The organism is Lapidilactobacillus luobeiensis (assembly GCF_024345205.1).
In the GTDB taxonomy this organism is placed as follows: domain Bacteria; phylum Bacillota; class Bacilli; order Lactobacillales; family Lactobacillaceae; genus Lapidilactobacillus; species Lapidilactobacillus luobeiensis.
Genome location: NZ_BROC01000040.1, coordinates 1 through 19,639, shown reverse-complemented (window position 1 = coordinate 19,639; position 19,639 = coordinate 1). Strand labels below are relative to the sequence as shown.

Annotated in this window: 15 protein-coding genes; 1 reads left to right on the top strand and 14 read right to left on the bottom strand. The window is 47.5% G+C overall.

Features of this window, described 5'->3' with window-relative positions:
* Positions 1-556 precede the first annotated feature (556 nt).
* The 11 genes from OCU21_RS10725 to OCU21_RS10675 all read right to left on the bottom strand — a co-directional run bounded on the left by OCU21_RS10725 (position 557) and on the right by OCU21_RS10675 (position 14,845).
* Positions 557-1,042, bottom strand: a complete 486-nt coding sequence (locus tag OCU21_RS10725) for a Fur family transcriptional regulator (RefSeq protein ID WP_261807399.1) — start codon at positions 1,040-1,042, stop codon at positions 557-559.
* Positions 1,043-1,071: 29 nt separating this feature from the next.
* The gene (locus OCU21_RS10720; RefSeq protein ID WP_261807398.1) at positions 1,072-3,261 is read right to left on the bottom strand and encodes an LTA synthase family protein; all 2,190 of its coding nucleotides are present in this window, start codon (positions 3,259-3,261) and stop codon (positions 1,072-1,074) included.
* Positions 3,262-3,568: 307 nt separating this feature from the next.
* On the bottom strand, positions 3,569-4,618 hold the full coding sequence (locus tag OCU21_RS10715) for a lysylphosphatidylglycerol synthase transmembrane domain-containing protein (protein ID WP_261807401.1): 1,050 nt from the start codon (positions 4,616-4,618) through the stop codon (positions 3,569-3,571).
* A 51-nt stretch (positions 4,619-4,669) separates the two neighbouring features.
* Positions 4,670-5,689 carry a glycosyltransferase family 4 protein gene (locus OCU21_RS10710; RefSeq protein WP_261807397.1) on the bottom strand — a complete coding sequence of 340 codons (1,020 nt, stop codon included), beginning with the start codon at positions 5,687-5,689 and terminating at the stop codon, positions 4,670-4,672.
* Positions 5,686-6,903: a glycosyltransferase family 4 protein gene (locus OCU21_RS10705; protein ID WP_261807396.1), complete on the bottom strand. Its 1,218-nt coding sequence runs from the start codon at positions 6,901-6,903 to the stop codon at positions 5,686-5,688. Before OCU21_RS10705 ends, OCU21_RS10710 begins: the two co-directional genes overlap by 4 nt.
* Positions 6,904-7,255: 352 nt before the next feature.
* Entirely contained in the window at positions 7,256-8,266 is a 1,011-nt protein-coding gene (locus tag OCU21_RS10700; protein WP_261807395.1) for a DUF6574 domain-containing protein, read from the bottom strand.
* Between the two features lie 193 nt (positions 8,267-8,459).
* Positions 8,460-8,780, bottom strand: coding sequence for an ArsR/SmtB family transcription factor (locus OCU21_RS10695; RefSeq protein WP_261807394.1), 321 nt, complete (start codon positions 8,778-8,780; stop codon positions 8,460-8,462).
* 208 nt (positions 8,781-8,988) lie between these two features.
* On the bottom strand, positions 8,989-10,962 hold the full coding sequence (locus OCU21_RS10690) for a heavy metal translocating P-type ATPase (RefSeq protein WP_373875491.1): 1,974 nt from the start codon (positions 10,960-10,962) through the stop codon (positions 8,989-8,991).
* A gap of 187 nt (positions 10,963-11,149) precedes the next feature.
* Positions 11,150-13,480, bottom strand: coding sequence for an HAD-IC family P-type ATPase (locus tag OCU21_RS10685; RefSeq protein WP_261807393.1), 2,331 nt, complete (start codon positions 13,478-13,480; stop codon positions 11,150-11,152).
* Between the two features lie 224 nt (positions 13,481-13,704).
* Complete coding sequence (hemH, locus tag OCU21_RS10680) at positions 13,705-14,646, bottom strand: ferrochelatase (protein WP_261807392.1); 942 nt, start codon at positions 14,644-14,646, stop codon at positions 13,705-13,707.
* Positions 14,647-14,689: 43 nt separating this feature from the next.
* Positions 14,690-14,845, bottom strand: a complete 156-nt coding sequence (locus tag OCU21_RS10675; RefSeq protein WP_261807391.1) for a hypothetical protein — start codon at positions 14,843-14,845, stop codon at positions 14,690-14,692.
* Positions 14,846-15,334: 489 nt separating this feature from the next.
* Here OCU21_RS10675 and OCU21_RS10670 point away from each other — a divergent pair, with 489 nt between their 5' ends.
* A complete protein-coding gene (locus tag OCU21_RS10670) occupies positions 15,335-16,108 on the top strand; it encodes an HAD family hydrolase (protein ID WP_261807390.1) in 774 nt (257 codons plus the stop codon).
* A gap of 217 nt (positions 16,109-16,325) precedes the next feature.
* On the opposite strand, the gene OCU21_RS10665 is transcribed toward OCU21_RS10670, so the two are convergent.
* The 3 genes from OCU21_RS10665 to OCU21_RS10655 form a co-directional block, all read right to left on the bottom strand.
* The gene (locus tag OCU21_RS10665) at positions 16,326-16,664 is read right to left on the bottom strand and encodes a nucleotide pyrophosphohydrolase (protein ID WP_261807389.1); all 339 of its coding nucleotides are present in this window, start codon (positions 16,662-16,664) and stop codon (positions 16,326-16,328) included.
* 130 nt (positions 16,665-16,794) lie between these two features.
* Positions 16,795-17,925, bottom strand: coding sequence for a glycerate kinase family protein (locus OCU21_RS10660; RefSeq protein ID WP_261807388.1), 1,131 nt, complete (start codon positions 17,923-17,925; stop codon positions 16,795-16,797).
* Positions 17,926-18,010: 85 nt separating this feature from the next.
* The gene (locus OCU21_RS10655) at positions 18,011-19,366 is read right to left on the bottom strand and encodes a PTS transporter subunit EIIC (protein WP_261807387.1); all 1,356 of its coding nucleotides are present in this window, start codon (positions 19,364-19,366) and stop codon (positions 18,011-18,013) included.
* Positions 19,367-19,639: the final 273 nt, after the last annotated feature.

Below are 19,639 nucleotides of genomic sequence, written 5' to 3'. Positions count from 1 at the left end.
CGAAATCGCTATCGACCCTGCACATTTATCGAAACTTTGTTCAGTTTTCAAAGGTCTACTTTGTCGCAACAGCAACTAGTTTATAATACCATGTTGATCAAATGTAAGTCAACAACTATTTTCAAGAAATGAAAAACATTGAAACCGACAATGTGGTAAAACTAATTCCTGCAAAAAGCAACTTTAATAGTGTACCAAATCAAAGTGTACTGCGCAAGTTACTTTTTAGAAAAAAACCAGCACTGGATAAAAATTCGCAAACGATCTCAACTTAAAGTCTGTTCTTATCGTTTTTAGGTCGGGACCTGAATATAAATATTTTTCGGATCAGCATAGTTCTCCCACAACAGAAAACGTTTTTCATGACCACTCACCGCCCAGAAAAACAAATATAACTTGATCCGATGATGAAATAAGTAACAAAAAAACCGCACTCAGTCGCGCTGACGACCAAGCTTTATTGTTTGATCATCAGCACCACTGGCGCGGCGCTAAACAGACTACTATCACTATCAAGCTTATGAGGCCTGACCAAGTGATCAGGTAAACCAAGATTCTAAACTGGCTCCTTTAAATCTACTTGCTGACGTTCTTTTTTTACGCGTGCAGCCGCCAATTTGTGTTGACAGTTCGGGCAAAGACCATAGACTTCGATGTTATTGCCTAGGGTTTGATAGCCGGTCAGATTCTCAGCCAAGCGTTCAATCTTGGCTAGGTCGGGATAATAAACGTCAACGACCTGACCGCAGTTTTGGCAGACGACATGAAAATGGCGAACTTGAGCAAAGTCAAAGTGCCCCGGCTCATTGCCATAGGTCAATTCTTGGATAATACCCAATTGTTTGAACAACCGGAGATTGTTATAAACGGTGGCGATACTGATCCCACTGAATGTGTCTTTGATCTCGTTAAAGATCGCCTCGGCGGTCGGATGACTTTTTGAACTGACCAACAAACGGAGGATCGCCTCGCGTTGTGGTGTGATGCGAACCTGATGTTGCCTGAGCAACGCCAGCGCCTCACGATATCTCTTTTCTGACATGTCGTTCACCCCAAACTCCTTGACTCACCTCAATCAGCGGCGTTGGTCGTGCTACTGCTTGAAGTCGAACTACTCATTGAACTACTGCTGGAACTCGCGCCGTCGGTACTGGAACTACTGGCGTTGGTACTACTGCTAGAGCTACTGGCGGCATCTTCGATCAGCTCAGGGGCATCGGTCTTATATAGATCCACCGTCGATTTTTCCTGATTTTGATACAAAATACTGGTCTTCTTTTTCTTCTGTGTCTTCTTCAACTCGGCCAGCACTGTGCTGTATTTGTAACTAAAATCGGATGCGTCGACCTTCTTGAAGCCCTTCGGCGTGTAAAAACGAAGAAGATCACCATTGATCACACTATCAGAAAGTGAAAGTTCGGTCGAAACGTGGTTGGTCAATTTCGCCAAAGTTTCTTTGATCACTGGATCAGATTTTTTGACGGCGATCCCAGTTTTAGTGTCGTAATACGTACTACCGACTTTAGTATACACCGGTGTGACAAAATCGCCATTCCGGAAGGCTACGGTTTGATCACGTTTTTCCGCCAATAGATCCGTGCCGAACTGGATATAATCTTTGTTGGACAAGCCTAATAGGTTCATCAACGTTGGCAACACGTCGATCTCCCCACCATAAGTGTGATTGATTCCTCCAGCAAGACCATCCATATGGATCATGAATGGCACCTTCTGGAATTGTGCATTGTCAAAATCGGTGATCTTATCTTTGCCTAATAACTGCGCGACTGCCTTGCGGTGATTGGAAGAGATACCATAATGATCCCCGTAAAAAACGATCATACTAGTTTTGTCCAAACCAGTCGCCTTCAACCAATCCATGAATTCACCGATGGCTTGATCCAGGTAACGCGCGGTCTGGACATAGCCGTCCACCGTTGAATCACCGGTCTCCGTTTTTTCGATCGTTTGATTCTTTTTGTCCAAACCGTAAGGATAGTGGTTCGTTACAGTGATCATTTTCGCATAGAACGGTTGAGGTAATTGTTCGATGTACTTCGCCGACTGTTGTAAAAAGATCTTGTCCTTCATGCCATAGCCGATCTCATAGCCTTTTTTGATATCGAAGAAACTTTTACTGAAATAGTAATCATAGCCCCACTTCTTGTAGGTGTTGTCCCGATTCCAAAAGCTGGCCACATCGCCGTGAAAAGATGCCGTGGTGTAGCCTTGTTGATCAAGCATCGCCGGTGCTGCTTGCCAAGTATTGCTGGTGCCGGCCGTGACCATCGCTGCGCCTTCTGGTAAACCAAAAAGTGAGGTCTCCAACATCAGTTCCGCGTCCGCAGTCTTGCCCTGACCGACTTGGTGGAAGAAATTGTCGAAACTCAACGTGTTGCTTTCATGGTAGATCTTATTGAGTACCGGTGTGACCTCTTGATCTTGCCATTTATAGTCGATCATAAACTGTTGCAAGCTTTCCAAATGGATGATGAAAACATTCTTTCCTTTGGCAACGCCGGTATACTGAGGATTGCCAGGAACATAATTATCCTGGATGTAGTTTTGGACCGAAGTCAGATCACTGGCGTCAGCGTTAGCCCGCACGGCGCTGGTTTTGGCCGCTTTGACCGTATCATAGACGGCATAAGAATTCAGGCCTAAATATTTAACGATATAGTTGTTATCAAAAGTCCGAGTCAGCAACCCGGAACGATCATTTTCGGCCATCGAGAGATTGAAACCGAAAAACAAAACGGCGAACGCGGTCAGCGCGCCAGCCACTAATTTCTTGATGGGATGCACATCGATCCGGATCAGTTTGGTCGCTAGTAGAATGATCAAGATCAAAACATCCGCAAAGACCAAAAAGTCCGTGGGTTGAACGATCCCAACTACACTTTTGCTCAAATTATTTGAAGCCGCGCCGCTCCCCTTGATCAAAGTTGAGGTCAAGAAATCCGAAAACTCGCGATAATATAGCACATTCGCGAATAGCCAAAAACTGGTCAGAAAATCAATGACCAGCATAATGACATAGGACTTGCGCCCCTTGAAATACAAGGCGATCCCAAAAAGGAGCAAGGTCGTTGGCAAAGGATTCAACGCCAATAATAGATGTTGCATGCTCCCCTTAGAACCTAAATTAAATTTTGCCACATAGGCATAATAAGTTTTGGCCCAGAACAGGAGCACCGCCAGTAGGAAAAAACCCCAGCGACTGTTCCAAAATGATCCCAGTTTCTTTGCGAAACGCTTCATGAAAATCCTCCGTACTCGCCTATACTTCAGGCCCATAATCTTTCAGCAAAAATCGATTTACTCTGTCGACTAAATGATCTCACTATAAATAACACGGTTACTGCCGATCAAAGTGCTCGCGCCTGTCCGCACGATCCTAGGCGACCGTTGCCCAAACCCTGACCGTCAGCACTTATTTAACACAGTTGGTCACGACCCGATCAGTCGTAACACTGCTATCTTTATCGCTTACTAGAAGAGATTGTACCAAAAATAAGCAGTCGCTGTTTATTTCTCACTTAAAACGTAACCAATTCTTTAGGGAAAATCAATCTTTTTGTTCGTGAAAGCGCCTTGATCTCGCGCCTTTGACCGGTCTGACTTTCAAAGCGACTGCGATGATCCCTAAAATGATCCCCAAATAAAAAGTGATGAATCGCCAGAGAAACATCCCCAAAATCAAAGCGGTCTTGTTCGGGACAAAGGCGGAGAACAACGTTTTAAAACTATATTCCGCACCACCAGCACCGCCAGGGATCGGAAAAATCGATGTGATCATCACGATCATCACGTGCATACTAAAGACGGTCAACATATTGACCTGTGGTACATTCAGCGCCAACAACACGAAATAAGGAATCAAATAATAAGCCAACAGCTGTAATAGCGTCAATGCAGCTGCTCGCAATACTTTTTTCTTCTCCCTTTTTAATTGTAAGCTTTCTTCATGGAAGGTTTCAATCTTTTCCAATGCTTTTATTTGCCATTGATCGATCTTCGGACGTTTAAACAGTCGTTTCAACAGTTTAAAGAGTTTGATGGTCATGTTTCTGGTGAAGCGATAGTAAAACATGACCATCAACAGCATCCCGATCGTAAAGACATGGATCACAAAGCCGAACGTGATCAAGAGCGCCAAACCTTGGAACTGACCGACTACTTGCTGGAAGCCAACGATCATCGTTAGAATGAAATTGAATAGCACGACCACTTGATAAATAATAAACTTCATCAAAAGGACCGAGCTAGCGCGCCCACCTTCAAATCCCATTTGCAACAAAGCCACTAATTGCGCTGGTTGCCCGCCTGAGGAAAAAGGCGTGACCGCATTGAAGACCGCTTCGATCGGGGGGATCCGCAGTAAATTGATAAAAGGCTGTTTAGGCTCGTCAGGACGATATAGCAGTTGCTTGACCACCAACGCCTCCAAAAATACCGATAACAACATGAGGCCAACTGCAACGATCAGCCAGCCCCATTTCAAATTATCAAACCCACGGATCACTTGATGATAATTGATATCCTTACTTTCATGCCAAAAAATCGCCACGCCCAGTAAGATCATCAATGCTAATACGATTTTATGCTTGCGATTCATCATGTTCAACCTATCTGTTCTCGCCACCTAGCGACAACGATTTTAGTACGACTATCGGTCGGCCTGTTGTTGATAAAAATCTGACCAGATCGCCGCTAAATGTTCTGGTGAATATTCGTGCGCAGTTTTGACGGCCAATTGTCGATACCGTTCATAAAAATCCGGGTCGGTCGCAAACTGCTGTAAGGCCACATTAAATCCGGCCAGATCATCAGCGCCGGCATAAGCGCCAGCAATGATCGCCTCATACAAGGTCAGATTCCGCAACAAAACCGGGGTCCCACAGCTAAAAGCCTCCAGGACCGACATGGGAAAGAGCTCATCATACGAAGGCAAAAAGAATAAGTCGGCTAGATTCAAGTAGTCGGCGATCTCTACCCGCTGAACGATCCCGGTAAAGCGTAAGTTCGCTGGCGGGTTATCAATAATTTTCTTGAAGCGATCATAGCCATCGGTCATCTTCCCAAAGGAAAAGCCCCCCGCCCAAATAAATTGAACCTGGGGATTCTGCTGGGCCAACTTGACGAAATCATCCACACCCTTACGTTGCTGCACCTGCCCTGAACCGAAAACCACAAAGCGGTCGGCCGGAACCTGATACTGCTGACGGAGCGCTTTTTTGGCGGCCCCATCACGATTAGGGAAAGCCTCCGGTGAAACAAAGTTGGGGATATAGCTGATCTTCTCCCGCGGGATCCCATAGGCCATGATCTTAGAAATAAAGCTAGGATTGACCACCACCAAATGATCCATGCGTTTATAGAACTTGATCATGTAGGCATAGAACACTTTTTTAGCGAAACCAGGCAATTTTAGCGAGCCTTCGATCGTTTCTGGCAAGAAATGGACATAGCCGATTTTACGACCACGCTTTTTGGAAAAAGTCGACAAGAAAAATTGCGGATCGATCGTGTGGTAGTGGGTCACATCCGCCTGGCCCCAATGATTGATCGTCACCTCGAATTGGTCACTCAGACGTTCACGCAACAAGCGGATCAATTCCAAATAAGCACTGCCGACACCTTGGCCGGCGACTTTATCCGCTGACGAGAACATATTGATATGGATCATAGACGCTCTTCACTCCGTTCGGAAACATGACCGGTCACACTCAACCGGTTCAAATTCATCAGATGATAATTATCGGTGGCATCTTGATAAAACGCCACGACTTGATCGCCAAAGTGATCCGCGGAGATATTATAAAGCTTGCGTTGCCGCGGTTCCGGATCCAAAAAGGCATGGGGATGCCGCAAATAATTGCCGACTTGTAATTTCATCTCATTCAAATCACGGAAAGTCGTCCCGATATCAGGACTATCAAATAAATCATCGGTATATTCGCCACTACGGACCACACATTTCAGCCCTGCGGCCATTGCCTCGATATAGGTCAACCCTTGCGATTCCGTATCGCTTGCCGAAACAAAGAGGTCAGCCAATTGATAATAAGGGGCGATCTGGTCATGATCGACCTCACCGACGAAATCCACGGCAGTGCTGATCCCCAAAACACCAGCTAACTCCTCTAAGTCTTCTCGTCCGGGGCCATCACCGACGACCAAGAAGCGTAGATCAGGAAAATCTTTTAATAGCTCTGGGAGCGTATGTAAGACCTGATCGATTTTTTTCTCAGGGGCAACGCGACTTAAAGACATCAAAACTGGCGTATCCTCATTATAAGCCAATGCGGTCCGCAATCGCGCCACATCTTGAGGATGCGCTTGGTCGAGCGCGCGAATATCGACCCCCGTCGGAATGACCCGGATCGGGATCTTGATACCATAACGGCGCAAAGTCTCTGTCACCCGTTCGCTTGGCGCCACTACCCCATCCATATGAGTCACAAAACCACGCACGAACTGCTTGACATGGTAAGGTCGCAACAATTTACCATTCATCACGTAATGCAAATAATCCTCATACATCGTGTGGTAAGTATGGACACAAGGGATCTTCAAATTTTTCGCCACAAATTTGCCGATCCAGCCCATTGAGAACTCGGTCTGCGTATGCACGATATCCAAATCCAATTCCTTAGCGACTTCTAAGGCATGAAAAACACCCCGCACCGCGATCCGCCGATCTGTGAAGGAAATAAACGGGACACTGGTAAAACGAAAAACATTTGGCTCCACTTCTTCTTTGTCGACGCCCGGATCAGTGGTGGTAAAGATGTAGACATGATGCCCTTTACGCTCCAAATCTTCTTTTAAGGTGCGGATCGAAGTCGCCACACCACTTACTTGAGGAAAATAAGTATCGGTAAACATACCAATATTCAAAATCCTTCCCCCTCTCGAACTAACTGACACCAATTATAAAGATTCCTAAAACCCAATGCAATAACAAAGCCTATTCTAACAATACTGTAAGCTTTTAAAAACGGCCTAAAGTCGGGTTTTTCTCTCGGACCTAGCGATACTCCTGCCTTACTGAACGCTATTTTGCGCAGATCAACTAAGTTCGCTGAGCAAATTAGCCCTGTTCTTCCACCAAGACCAGGTAGCCGAACTCGTCAATCAAAAAAGCACCTTGATCAGCTTAGATCAGGATGCTTACAGAAAGTCCGTTACCATGGTTCGGCGCATAATTCGGCGATGGGCGCCAAGCTAGACCATTGATCTCACTGATCAACTAGTTACCCATGAACCGACTTAACAAACTACTCAAGTTCAATTGTTGCACCATCGTCCCTAAGACCATTCGCGCCACGACACCGATCAGTAAAGTGGTGATGATCACGGTGATCAAGATCAAATAGAAGCGTTGACCTTGTGACTGTTCTTGACTATCGACCCAAAGCGCCCCAACAAAGGCGACATTGATCAGAATGAACGGTACTAAGATCAGGTAACCTAAGAAAGTCGAAGGCGCGATGATCAAGCTCAAAACAAAGCCAGCTAAAGACGTATAGACCGCTAAGCTTATTGGCATAAAGATCTGATTGAGTGCCCCGAGGAAACTTGTGGACTGTTTTAACGCCAGATGCTGAAAGGCCCATAACGCTAAAACCCGCACCGCAAAGATCAATACGACCAAGATCAAAATAAACCAAAACCCGATCATTCGCCCTTGAGATTGAAGGTTTAAGCGCAAGCCCATAAAATTCAAATTCATTAAAAATAAATTGATCAATTTGCTCGCGAATCGCGATAACGCCAAGCTGGTCAGCAAGGCGATCAACCCAAGATTGATCAGCCCAAACCAATTGGTTTCAGGTTGTTCCAACTGCGGATGGATAACATTGGCATTCAAGGACTTGAAATAGTCCTTAATGAAGCGCCAAGTCGGTGAAGGTTGGACCTCAAGATAGTCCTCGTCTTGATCCTCATCGTCAGCTTCATCCACATTAGGATCGCCTGCCGAATCTTGAGCAACCGTTTGACCTGTTGATTTATCTACCGGGATCTGTTCAACTGGTCCTACTGGATCCATTGGCGTAGCCGTAGTCGCGGTGGCAGCCGGGCTCCCCGTCTGTGCTGATGTTGGTCTGACCGTCTCAGCGGCGACTGGCTCTGTTTTTTGATCAGTCTGACTTGCCGGTGTTGTATTTGCTTGGACCTGAGTCAACTGATACCCACAATGTGGGCAAAATTCAGTGGCGGTCAATGGTAACTCCTGACCGCAATTTGGACACTTTTCCATACGCTAATCCCTCCATGTGACGCGATCACGCGGCGCCACTAATGATCTGATTACCTCTTAGTATGAACAATCAGGCTTTAAAGTGCAATTATTTCCACTGCTTTTCCCTAATTCTTTTCAGAGACTTCACCACTTGATCAGACGGGCAGAATCGCGATAGACCATGTGATTGGCTCACACCTGGTCACTGGACTTAATTATGATGACCTTGTTCTTGGCTATGGATCACCAAAGTATCGATCATCGCGCTGACGTGATCATCAGACAAACGATAGACCCGCGTTTTCCCGATTTTTTCTGAAGTCACCAAATCACATTCGCGAAGGATCGCCAATTGGTGTGAGATCGCCGACTGCGATAGCCCGACCGCTTCTTCTAATTGACGAACATTCATTTCTTGCTCATCCAAACTAAGAATGATCCGCAAACGGGTCTCATTACTCAACATATGAAAAATCTTCTGAACTTTTTGCAAAAGCTGATCGTCCTCGATCAACCTAGTTTCCTGACTCATTTCTTTGACCCCTTTTATCTCATTGCCAGCAATGTGACTAAACGTCCTTCTATTATACCTGATTTTAGCGATTTCTGGCGGAAAGCGCAAAGAAAAGGTCGATCGACGCCAAAATTCGAGGTTTTGATCCTGTTTTTAGGGAAATGAAAAAACACTTTGATCGAGTAAGCATCGATCAAAGTGTCCCTAGAGCAAAGGTGAAAACTGGTCAAGCTCGGATTCGTGAAGGTAATAAGAGCCGCAAACCATTGACGATCACCAGTAAAGTGCTACCTTCATGTGCGATGACCCCCAAAGCAATATCCATCTGCCCGAGAAAGTTCAAAGTAACTAAAATCAAAACGATCACCATTGAAAAAATCATGTTTTGCATCACGACGCGATTAAGACGCTGCGACGTTTGGTGAGCATAGCTTAACTTGGCAAGATCATTTTGCATCAGGACGACATCGGCCACGTCAATGGCCACATCCGTACCATCGCCCATCGCGACACCCACGTCCGCCTTGACTAGCGCTGGCGCGTCATTGACACCGTCACCGACCATGCCGACTAGGCCATACTCAGTTTGTTGTTGGGCAATGATACTGGACTTGTCTTCCGGCAAGACATTGGCGATGACTTGATCGATCTGTAATTGATCCGCAACGGCTTGCCCAGTCAAGCGGGCATCACCGGTGATCATGGTCGTATGAACATGTTGCCGCTTGAAATAAGCAATGGCCGCCCGTGAATTTTCATTAGGAACATCCATCAGCGCTAATAGACCAACGATGACCTCATTTTTTTCCAAATAGACGACTGTTTTGCCGGCTTGCGCCAACTGATCTTGACGTTGCTCGATCGGCAGTGGGACCTGCGCAAAAACGCTGGGCTTGGCGATCCGATAACTCAGACCTTGATAGGTTGCCGTCAAACCTTGGCCCACTTGATTATTTGCTGTCAGCGGTAAATCAGGGACTTGCTCGCCATATTTAGCAACGATCGCTGTTGCCAGTGGATGATTAGTCCGCCGTTCCATCGCAGTAACAACCGCCAATAACTGCTGTTGTTCTGGAACCGTCAGACCGAAGAATTCCGCGTCAGTCACCACTGGTTTTCCAGCGGTCAAGGTCCCGGTCTTGTCAAAACAGATTGCCTTTAAGTCACTCAGATTGGCCAGATAGGCGCCACCTTTAAATAAAACCCCTCTTTTGGCCAAGTTAGAGATCCCTGATAAGGTTGCTGGTACCGCACTGGCAGCCAAAGCGCATGGTGACGCTGAGATCAGGAAAACCATACCGCGATACAAACTCAGCGACCAAGACCAGCCGAGTAGCAACGGTCCAGCCAACACGACTAAGGGGAATAAGTAAAGGACTACTTGAACATAGATCGGTTCGATCTTTTTGATTTTAGTCGCGGCCTTGGTCAAATTATTCTGCGACTGATCGACCAACTGCAAGATCTTGGCAAAAACAGTTTCACTACTATCTTTGGTCACCGTCATCAAAAAAGTCCCGTTACCATTGATCGTGCTCCCAAAGACTTCATCACCGACTGTTTTTTCACGAGGAATGCTTTCACCAGTGATCGAAGATTCATCGATCGCCGTACTGCCGCTGAGGATCCGGCCATCAGTTGGCACTTGGCCACCATTCAAAACTTGGACCTGATCGCCGATCACCAATTGCGCCACCGGCACGATCTTGGTCCGGCCGTCCGCCTGTAACAAACGTGCTTCTGTGGGATTCATTTTTAGTAGCTTAGTGATCTCGCGTTTACTTTTACCTTCCGCGTAATCTTCGAGAAAATGCGCCCCGGCAAAAATCAGGATCAATAAAGCCGCTTCCTCGAAGCTCCCGATCAAAATCGCTCCCACCGCAGCCAAGGTCATCAAAATATGGATATTCGGCGCAAACCGTTTCTTCTGGCGTAACGCTGTCAAAGTCTCACCGAAGCCCTCCCACATAACATGATAACCGGCCGTTAGCGTCGCCGCCACATAACCCAGATCATTCAACCAAAGGAATGGTGTTTTGATCAACCAAGCGGCTAGAAATAAAATCAAGCCCAGAAAATAAAGCCGGACAGCGATTTTTTCATGCTCAGTATCCTCATTTAAATGTTGGCTCACTTGTTGGTGCATCTTTTGTTTTTGGTCGCAGGGTGCGACCGATTCATTAGAACGATTGATTTGCATAAGTGCGGCCTCCTTCATATGTTGTTTGGTTCATATGAAGATTATTGCATATGTTTTGAAGAAATGCAAGCCCTTTTAGTCGATTTCTTAAAATAAAAGTAAGCGGTTCAGTTCCCGTTTTACAGGGATTCCCGCTTACTTTTTGTCAGGGTGTTCAGACTAGTGTCAGTGCTATTCGCCTGGACAACTAGCCCACTGTTCCTAACCAATATTTCAATAAAATCGCCGTAACTAATGTTAACAACAATGTCCCCAACATATATGGCCAAATGATCGCTGCGGTGAACAAGCCGCCACCAACCATCACTAAAGTCAACAGCAGATCCAGAACGATCATCTCCACGACTGCGCGGCTCGGCGCCGGCCGCCAGTGTCGATCCGTCCGGCGCGTGATCAAGATCGTCAACAAGGCGCTACTGATCAAAAACAAGAAAGTCACACTGCTAAGTTGGGGCTCGCTTAATTCAGTATGGTGCCAAAGTTCAATAAAATAAAGTAATCCTTCAAGGACCCAAACCGTCGCGATTTTTCCTGATCGCCGCAACAAGCGGCGCAAGTCCCACTGTTCAGGGACCGTATTCGCGCGCGTGCGATCAGTCCCTAAGACTAAAGTGACCAGATCGTTCATGATCACGATAAAGACGATCAAGTTCAGTGAGACCGGGAAAAAGCCAGTCATTAAATAACCAACGGTCAAGAGCGTCGCCAATTGCGCCGTTCGCGATAATTTCGTGATCGTCCAAGTCAACATTCGGGAATAAACGCGATGACCGCTGGCGATCACCGCACTGACATCAGTCAATTGATCTCGCGTCAAAACAACCCGCGCAGATTTTTTCGCGATCGCGGTCGCGCCACTGACAGCGATCCCCACATTGGCCTGCTTTAGAGCGGGACCGTCATTGACCCCATCGCCTAACATCCCGACTGTATGACCTTGTTGCTGTAACGCCAGCACAAAGGCCAATTTGTCTTCTGGCAACATATTCGCGGCGCCTGCACCTGCGCGCCAATCAAAGTTTTCCAACTCAGTCGTGTCCGCATGTTGATCGTAGATCGCACCCTTAAGGCCGACCTCATTTGCGATCGTCCGTGCCGTAGCTGGGGTATCACCGGTCAACATCAATACCTTCACGCCCTGTTGCTGTAATTGCTGCACCGCCAATGCCGCATGAGGATCGACGATGCTCGCCAATTCCAACAAAGCCAATAGCCGCGTTTGCAAACCTTGATGTTCGATCAAGACCAAGACCGTTGAGCCAGCGGCAGTCCAAGTTGCGATCGTACTTTTAACTAACTCTGGCTCTGTCAATGTCACGGCCGGATTCATTAAAATCGTACTCCCGAGCAGATAGCTGCATTTACTGCCATCAACTTTGGTTAAATCAGCTTGAGCGTAACGATGATCTGCTGAGAACGGATGCAACTCGACTCCCGGCAACACAGGGACCTGCTCCGCTAAAACTGATTTGATCAAGGCCTGACTCACCTGGTCATGGGCGCCATAATCGGTTGTCGCCGCGACTGCTGTTAAAACATCACGTTGACTTTGCCCACAAAAAGGCACGATCGTCCTTAAACTCAGTTCGCCTTTGGTCAAAGTACCCGTTTTATCAACCAAAAGAACGTCCATCGCCGCAGCCTCTTGGATCGCGGTCAATCCAGTAACCAAGATCTGCTCCCGCGCCAAATGCTTCGCCTCAACCGCATTAGCGACAGTGAAACTGGCCGGCATCGAGATCGGGATCGTGGCGATGACCAAGATCACTAAAAAAGGAAACAATTGGACCAAGGACATATGTTCCCAGACAGCATTGGCCAACAACAATACCGCCAAAAAGGCATCTAAAATCGCTAAATAACGAACGACTTGCAAAAGCAATTTCTGCAGGTGACCAGGCGCGTCATGCTGTTTGATCAAATCGATTGTGCGACCATAGCGACTAGCCGATCCGACCGCCGTGACTGCACCGATCGCCTCACCCTGACGAACCACACTCCCCGCATAAAGAGAATCACCTTTAAACTTATCTTGCCCTTGGCTTTCGCCAGTCAAGGCTGCTTCATCTAAAATCACCGCGCCAATGATCAATTTAAGATCGGCAGTCAAGACATCGCCGACGCGGACATGAACGATATCACCACGAACCAAATCTTGCGCGTCAAGCCACTGCCACGTGCCTTGGCGCAAAGTCCGGACCGTTAATTGAACTTGTTGCCGAACCAGTTGCAACTCCCGCTTGGCCTTGGTCGCCATCAACTCACCATCGATCGCGGAAAACAATAATAAGGCCAGGACAAATCCAGCTTGGATCCGTTTGCCCAAAAGAAACTCACAGATCATCGCCGCCTCTAGCAGCCAAGATGTGGGATTCCACAAACGGCGTAAGACCCCCTGACCAAAAGTCAGATCATGTAATTCGACCTGATTTCGACCAGACTGTGAGCGCTGCTCCGCCACCTCATTTGGATCCAGACCTGAACCCCAATACTGCTGTTCCAATTGTGATACTGCCATTTTGATCCCCCCAGAAAACCAAACCAACAAAAAACGCCTACTAAATCCAGTCATAGCTGGAACTAGTAGGCGCCATCAGTGAGATCCATAGACGGGAGCACCATCCCGTTGATCGTTATCATTAGCTTTATTGTAAAGCGCCCGTCTAGGCAAAACAACTATTTAAGTCAAAGACGCCTTGATTTCTAGGCTAGACAGGTCTTGAGTGGCTAGCTGATCACTGCTCAGGAACGCAAGAGCGCCGCCAACACCTCGGTCAACGCGGGATCATCATTAAAAGTTGGTAGATAGGTGAATTTCTCGCCACCACTGCTCAGAAAATATTCCCGATTCTCGACCTCGATCTCGTGGATCGTTTCTAAACAGTCCGCGATAAAACCAGGCGCGACCACCAAGATCTTTTTTACACCTTGAGCAGGTAAGGCTTTCAAAGTCGCGTCTGTCGCCGGCGTCAACCATTCGTCAGGACCAAACCGCGATTGGAAGGTCTGAAAATACGGAAAGTCGCCAACGCGCGCCATGATACCAGCAGTCGTTGCCTGACACTCTTCGGGATAATGGTCACCATCTTTGACGTAAGCAACAGGGATGCCATGATAGGAGAATAGAATCGCGTCAAATCGTTCTTGGGCCAAACGCGCTTTCAGTTTATTGGCAAAGTAGTCAAGATAGTGCGGTTCATCATAAAATGAACGAATAAAATGTAGATCAACGATCCGATCAGTTTTATGGAAAAAGCTGATCACCTCATCAAAGATCGAACCCACCGTCGTTCCAGAATACTGCGGATATAGTGGGATCACCGTCAAATCAGTAACGCCCTGAGCCAGCATCTCTGTTAAGACATCGGGGATCAAGGGATCACTATACGACATTGCTAGCCCGACATATGCATCAGGAAATCGCGCTTGTAATAAACGCTGTTGCGCCCGACCGTAGATCATCAAAGGCGATCCCTCAGGCTGCCAGATCTGTTGGTACAACGCCGCGGACTTCGCCGGGCGTTTTTTGAGGATCACGCCTTTTAAAATCGGTAACCAAATCGCGCGTGGTGTCTTGATCACCCGCGGATCAGATAAAAAACGTTCCAAATAAACTTTGACCTCAGGGGCCGCAGGTTGATCTGGCGACCCTAGATTGACCAATAAAATTCCTTGCTTGCGCATTATTATTGTCTCCTATTCTGGTTTCGGGATCACGGCAGTAACATTAATAGCCGCGTAGAACGAAATAGATCACATAGACCCAACTGAATACCCCATGAATGATCGCCCAAAAAATACTGTGCCACTTCACGTAGGAAATGATCATCGCCAAAACACAACCAAAAGTCACGCTATCGCGAACCACATACTTCTTTTCCATAAGATCACATCCAATTTTTTACCTTATTATACCAGAGTGCAGAGCGAGCCGGGTTGCTTGTGAGCATTAACCTAGCAATTGTTTTGGGAGCGCATTTTGCTCCCGGAACAATCGCGTAGTTAAGCGGAAGAAGCAGGCGCGCGGAGCACGTTTCGAACCAGAGTGCAGAGCGCAACGGTTTGACTTCGAGCATTAGCCTAGCAATTGTTTTGGGAGCGCATTTTGCTCCCGGAACAATCGCGTAGTTAAGCGGAAGAAGCTGGGCAAAGACGATCCGCGTCGGCTGATCACACTTGACCAGTAATGATCCTAAAAGAAACTTGCTCCGCAAAAATAATTGCCGGATCATCAATGTTCAAAGACTACCAGGATCAAATCGTCTGCTCGAACCAAGTATTTACCGCAGGTGTTTTTTCCGTTATAATGAATAACTGCCCCACTCAGGGGTTCAAAAAGTCACCAATCGTTTATGAAAAGGAGTTACGACCCATGAAGCTGCTCGCCAGCGATTTCGATAACACTTTATATTTTTCACCTGAAGATCCGCACTTTCATCCCCAAGATCTAAAGGCGATCAAAAGATTTCAAGAAACAGGGAACGTATTCGGGATTTGTACTGGCCGTGATTTCGATTCGATCCACATCTTGACCAAGGATTTTCTCGATTTCGATTTCTACATTTTGGACAATGGTAGTGTGATCTTAAATCACGAGCGGCAAGTCATCGCCCAATTTGATCTGGATTTGACCACGGTCAGACAAGTCCTGACCCATTTCAACCAGCTAGAAAGCATGGTCGTCACCAACAACAGGATCTACGCTTACCACAATACCCGCCAGTGGAAAAGTGACCAGATCACTTTGATCACTGAACCGGCGGAGATCACCGAAGCCACGGCTCACCGAGTTTCTTTCCACCTTGAGACCGAAGCCCAAGCGCAAGCGGTCACCAACGAACTAAACGGCCTAGGCTTGCCGATCCGCGGTTTCCAAAACGGGACCGAGATCGACTGTGTCAACTGGCAGACATCTAAAGGACATGCCTTGAAGATCATCCAAGATTATTATGGACTTGCCGATCGTAACGTTGCTTGCATCGGCGACTCTTACAATGATCTACCGATGTTGGACGTTTGCGCTAACGGCTTCACTTTCAAAGGTAGCCCACAGATCGTCCGTGATCACGCGAAATATATGGTCGCTAGTCTTTATCAAGCCATCGATCAACTCACCGCCAAAAAAGCCGCCCAAGCAGCTATCTAATCGCCTATGATCCTTTCTTGACGCTAGTTCTTCCTATTATAATACTGAACCCAACCTGTTCATAAAGTGCTCCTCACTAAAATACTTTAAAAAATAAGAGTTTTCCTTACTTTGTTCGAAGCGCTGACCGACCTGATCTTCTGCGCGCGACAAAGTGAAGAAAACTCCTTTTTTGTTCTGGGCCAGCCACCACAAGCTCATGCCAAAGCTCACTGGATCAATCGAAGCTGTGATGCTTGGTCTCTTTTAGATCATGACTCGTTGCGACTGGATACTTTTTGGCATTCTTCGCCAATTTCGCCGCTATGATCTCATCAATGTCTAAATCCAAATTATCCGCCAACATGTAAGCATAGATCAGCACATCAGCCAATTCTTCCTTTAGCCGTTCAGGTTTTTGCTTAGCCTCCGCTGAGGTCTTCCATTGAAAAAGCTCCAACAACTCACTAGCCTCTAGTGAGATAGAGATCGCCAAATCTTTCTCATTATGAAATTGTCGCCAGTGCCGTTCATCGCGAAACTGGTTGATTTTTGCCATACTATCTTGATCTGTCATCATCATTGCTCCTTTGTTTCTGTAAAGTCAGTAAGTGCTGTCTTAGAAGATATACCTCATCAGTATAGAGTATAGCATTTTCCCCAAGCAAAAAAGAGTCCGCAAAGGGGCTCTTTTTTAGGCGTTGAACTTAATGGCCGGCTAGGAAGACGCGCACCAATTCTTGAGACAAGCGGGTCACGTTGAGTAAGGTCTGATCATGATCCAAGGCGACCTCTAAAGAGACTGGCCCTGGTTGGATACAAAAACAGCCCAAGGTCAGCTGGCTCATCAAGCCGAGTTCATGTTGTCGCGCCCCACATAGCGCTAGCACAGGTACCTGATGTTTATGTGCCAGGCAGGCGACGCCATAAGGTACTTTGCCCGTGGCGGTCTGCTCATCGATCCGACCTTCACCGGTGATCACAAGATCTGCATTCGCTAACGTCGTTTCAAGATCCAGCAAGCGCGCCAGTTCCGTAAAACCCGGGCGCAGCTGACCTCCTAATAACGCCAACATACCACCGATCCCACCGGCGGCGCCACTACCTGGCACGAGATTCAAATCGAGTTGAGTGGTTTGACAGACTTGCTGCCGCATTTCTTCAGAACGCCGCGCCAAGCGCGTGACCGTCTCAGGCCCAGCGCCCTTTTGTGGTGCAAAAATCCGGGCAAACCCAATTGTGCCAGAAAACGGGGTCTGAACATCACTTAATCCAACTAAACTGACCCCGTGTAAACTTCGCCGTGCTGCCTTTAAAGCGGTCCAATCGATTTGTGGGTCTGCTGTCGACCATAATGGATCAGGCACAAAATCTGTGGTGCTGGTGGCGGTCAGACCAGCAAGTAATCCTAAACCGCCATCAGAGGTAGCACTACCTCCTAAGGCGATCTCGATCTGCTGAACATTTTGAGTCAACACTATTTTGAGCAATTCGCCGAGCCCAAAAGAGGAACTAAGCTGGGCGGTTTGTTCAGAGACTGGGGTCACGAGATCAAGCCCCAAAACTTGGGCTACTTCAATAAAAGCGGTCCGCCGTCCGCCGGCTTGGACGAGCAAATAAGGCGCGTGGATCTTACGGCCTAAAGGATCATGGACGACGGCCGTTTTCAGATCACCGCCAAGCACCTGTTGCACCACCGCCAAACTGCCCTCGCCACCATCGGCGATCGGCACACTGACTGTATCGATCGCCGCGGGCACGCCCGCCAAGGCGGCTTGATTAAGCTCAGTCGAAGTCGCGCATCCCTTGAATGAATCGATCACTGCCACGATTTTCATTGGATCACCCTTTCTTGAGATCTTAAACAGCTGGCGCGACCAAACCGATCAGTCAGACCAGCAACACTAACGCTAAACAGCCTGATCAGACCACCTCTGGGGAAACCGGTTGCTCTGCGGCCGCCAATTTTTGGTCGTAAAGCTTGAAGAAGGGATAGTAGATCACAATGGAGACAGCCAGATTGACTAGCGCCAAGATCGCGGCGGGAAAATTACCGCTGGTCCCCAACCAAGCGCCAAAACCAACTGGCAAGATCCAGGCAATACTCGAACTGACCTGAGCGACCAAACCGATCCTGATAGCAAAATAGGCCAACGATGCAGTCACGATCGGATTGATAATAAAAGGTAAGATCAGGTAGGGATTGTAGACGATCGGCGCCCCAAAGATGACGGGCTCATTGATATTGAAGATACCTGGTAACAACGCGGTCCGCCCTAAAACACGTAGCTGTTGCGACTTAGCCGCGAAATTCATTAAGAGGACCAGTCCTAATGTACCGCCAGCGCCGCCAATAAAGACCCACATATTAATGAAATCACCGGCGAAAATATTGTGACCGCCTTTGATATTTTCCGTCAAAGCCACCAGCAAGATCGGATTGACAAAGCTGTTTTTGACAATTGCCGTGCCATGCACTCCGACGATCCATAATAGATGGATCAGCAACAAGATCACCACCATCCCCAGCCAAGATCCGGTTAGATTTTTGACAAAAGCAAAAGGCGCTGACAACAGTTGATGCAGATCAGTCCCCGCCAGACCAAGTAAAAGATTGATGACGATCATCACGATGGCGATCAAAATCGAAGGGATCAATGAAGCAAATGAACGACTGACCCCATCTGGGACCCCAGCAGGCATTTTGATCGTCACATGATGATTGATGCACCAGCGATAGATCTGCACCGCCAAGATCCCCGTAATGATCGCGATGAAAATGCCGACCCCGCCGAAGCGACTGAGCCAACCACCTGAGAACGTGACGCCGGCAACAGTTCCCGAACCTGCCGTGATCGGCGTTGTTTTCGTTGTCGCAGTCCCCTTAACAAAAGCCACCGAAGGGATCGTCATCAAGAACGCCAGTAACGCTAGGATCGCGCCTGTGAAACTATTCAGTTGTTCCTCACCACTGCGCCGATATTCTTCCACATAATAATAGCCGACCGCCAAGGCGTAATAGATCGCGATCGAACCCAAAGCCATCATACTGGCGACCATATAGAAACCACTGAAGCGTAAAATCGTGCGTTGAAAGAAATCTGCCGCGAAGGGAAAGATCTGGGGCAGATTGTTGATGATCAAGAAAATTGAAGCCACGATCGTGAACGGTACTGCCGTCAGCCCCGCATTCATGATTCCCCGAATCACTTTTGTGTTCGCCACCTTATTTAATGGTGGTAATAAGCGTCGCTCCAAGAAGTCAAAAAGCTTTTGCATCCTACCCACTCCTTTTCTCACCTTAACAACAAGATGAGTCCCCAATTTGTAACTTCATTATAGAAAAGTAAGCCGGGTGCTGTCCAACGATTGCAATTCTGCATGGATGATTCTTGTTCCTTGACTGGCACTGGCACTGCGCGGTTCGGAGTGAGCTTGCTGTGGGCATCTGTTCTGTTTCAATCTTGGCCGCGGTCTGCGTTGCGTGTGGCGGGTGAGCTCGCTGTGGGCGCTGTTTTAAGCCTCGCTTTGCGAGTCTTAAAATCAGGCCTT

What these genes read in the sequence shown, in the direction of transcription:
- OCU21_RS10725 (WP_261807399.1), bottom strand. Translation starts at nt 1,042, where the DNA reads ATGTCAGAAAAGAGATATCGTGAGGCGCTGGCGTTGCTCAGGCAACAT.
- OCU21_RS10720 (WP_261807398.1), bottom strand. Translation starts at nt 3,261, where the DNA reads ATGAAGCGTTTCGCAAAGAAACTGGGATCATTTTGGAACAGTCGCTGG.
- OCU21_RS10715 (WP_261807401.1), bottom strand. Translation starts at nt 4,618, where the DNA reads ATGAATCGCAAGCATAAAATCGTATTAGCATTGATGATCTTACTGGGC.
- OCU21_RS10710 (WP_261807397.1), bottom strand. Translation starts at nt 5,689, where the DNA reads ATGATCCATATCAATATGTTCTCGTCAGCGGATAAAGTCGCCGGCCAA.
- OCU21_RS10700 (WP_261807395.1), bottom strand. Translation starts at nt 8,266, where the DNA reads ATGGAAAAGTGTCCAAATTGCGGTCAGGAGTTACCATTGACCGCCACT.
- OCU21_RS10695 (WP_261807394.1), bottom strand. Translation starts at nt 8,780, where the DNA reads ATGAGTCAGGAAACTAGGTTGATCGAGGACGATCAGCTTTTGCAAAAA.
- OCU21_RS10690 (WP_373875491.1), bottom strand. Translation starts at nt 10,962, where the DNA reads ATGCAAATCAATCGTTCTAATGAATCGGTCGCACCCTGCGACCAAAAA.
- OCU21_RS10685 (WP_261807393.1), bottom strand. Translation starts at nt 13,480, where the DNA reads ATGGCAGTATCACAATTGGAACAGCAGTATTGGGGTTCAGGTCTGGAT.
- hemH (WP_261807392.1), bottom strand. Translation starts at nt 14,646, where the DNA reads ATGCGCAAGCAAGGAATTTTATTGGTCAATCTAGGGTCGCCAGATCAA.
- OCU21_RS10675 (WP_261807391.1), bottom strand. Translation starts at nt 14,845, where the DNA reads ATGGAAAAGAAGTATGTGGTTCGCGATAGCGTGACTTTTGGTTGTGTT.
- OCU21_RS10670 (WP_261807390.1), top strand. Translation starts at nt 15,335, where the DNA reads ATGAAGCTGCTCGCCAGCGATTTCGATAACACTTTATATTTTTCACCT.
- OCU21_RS10665 (WP_261807389.1), bottom strand. Translation starts at nt 16,664, where the DNA reads ATGACAGATCAAGATAGTATGGCAAAAATCAACCAGTTTCGCGATGAA.
- OCU21_RS10660 (WP_261807388.1), bottom strand. Translation starts at nt 17,925, where the DNA reads ATGAAAATCGTGGCAGTGATCGATTCATTCAAGGGATGCGCGACTTCG.
- OCU21_RS10655 (WP_261807387.1), bottom strand. Translation starts at nt 19,366, where the DNA reads ATGCAAAAGCTTTTTGACTTCTTGGAGCGACGCTTATTACCACCATTA.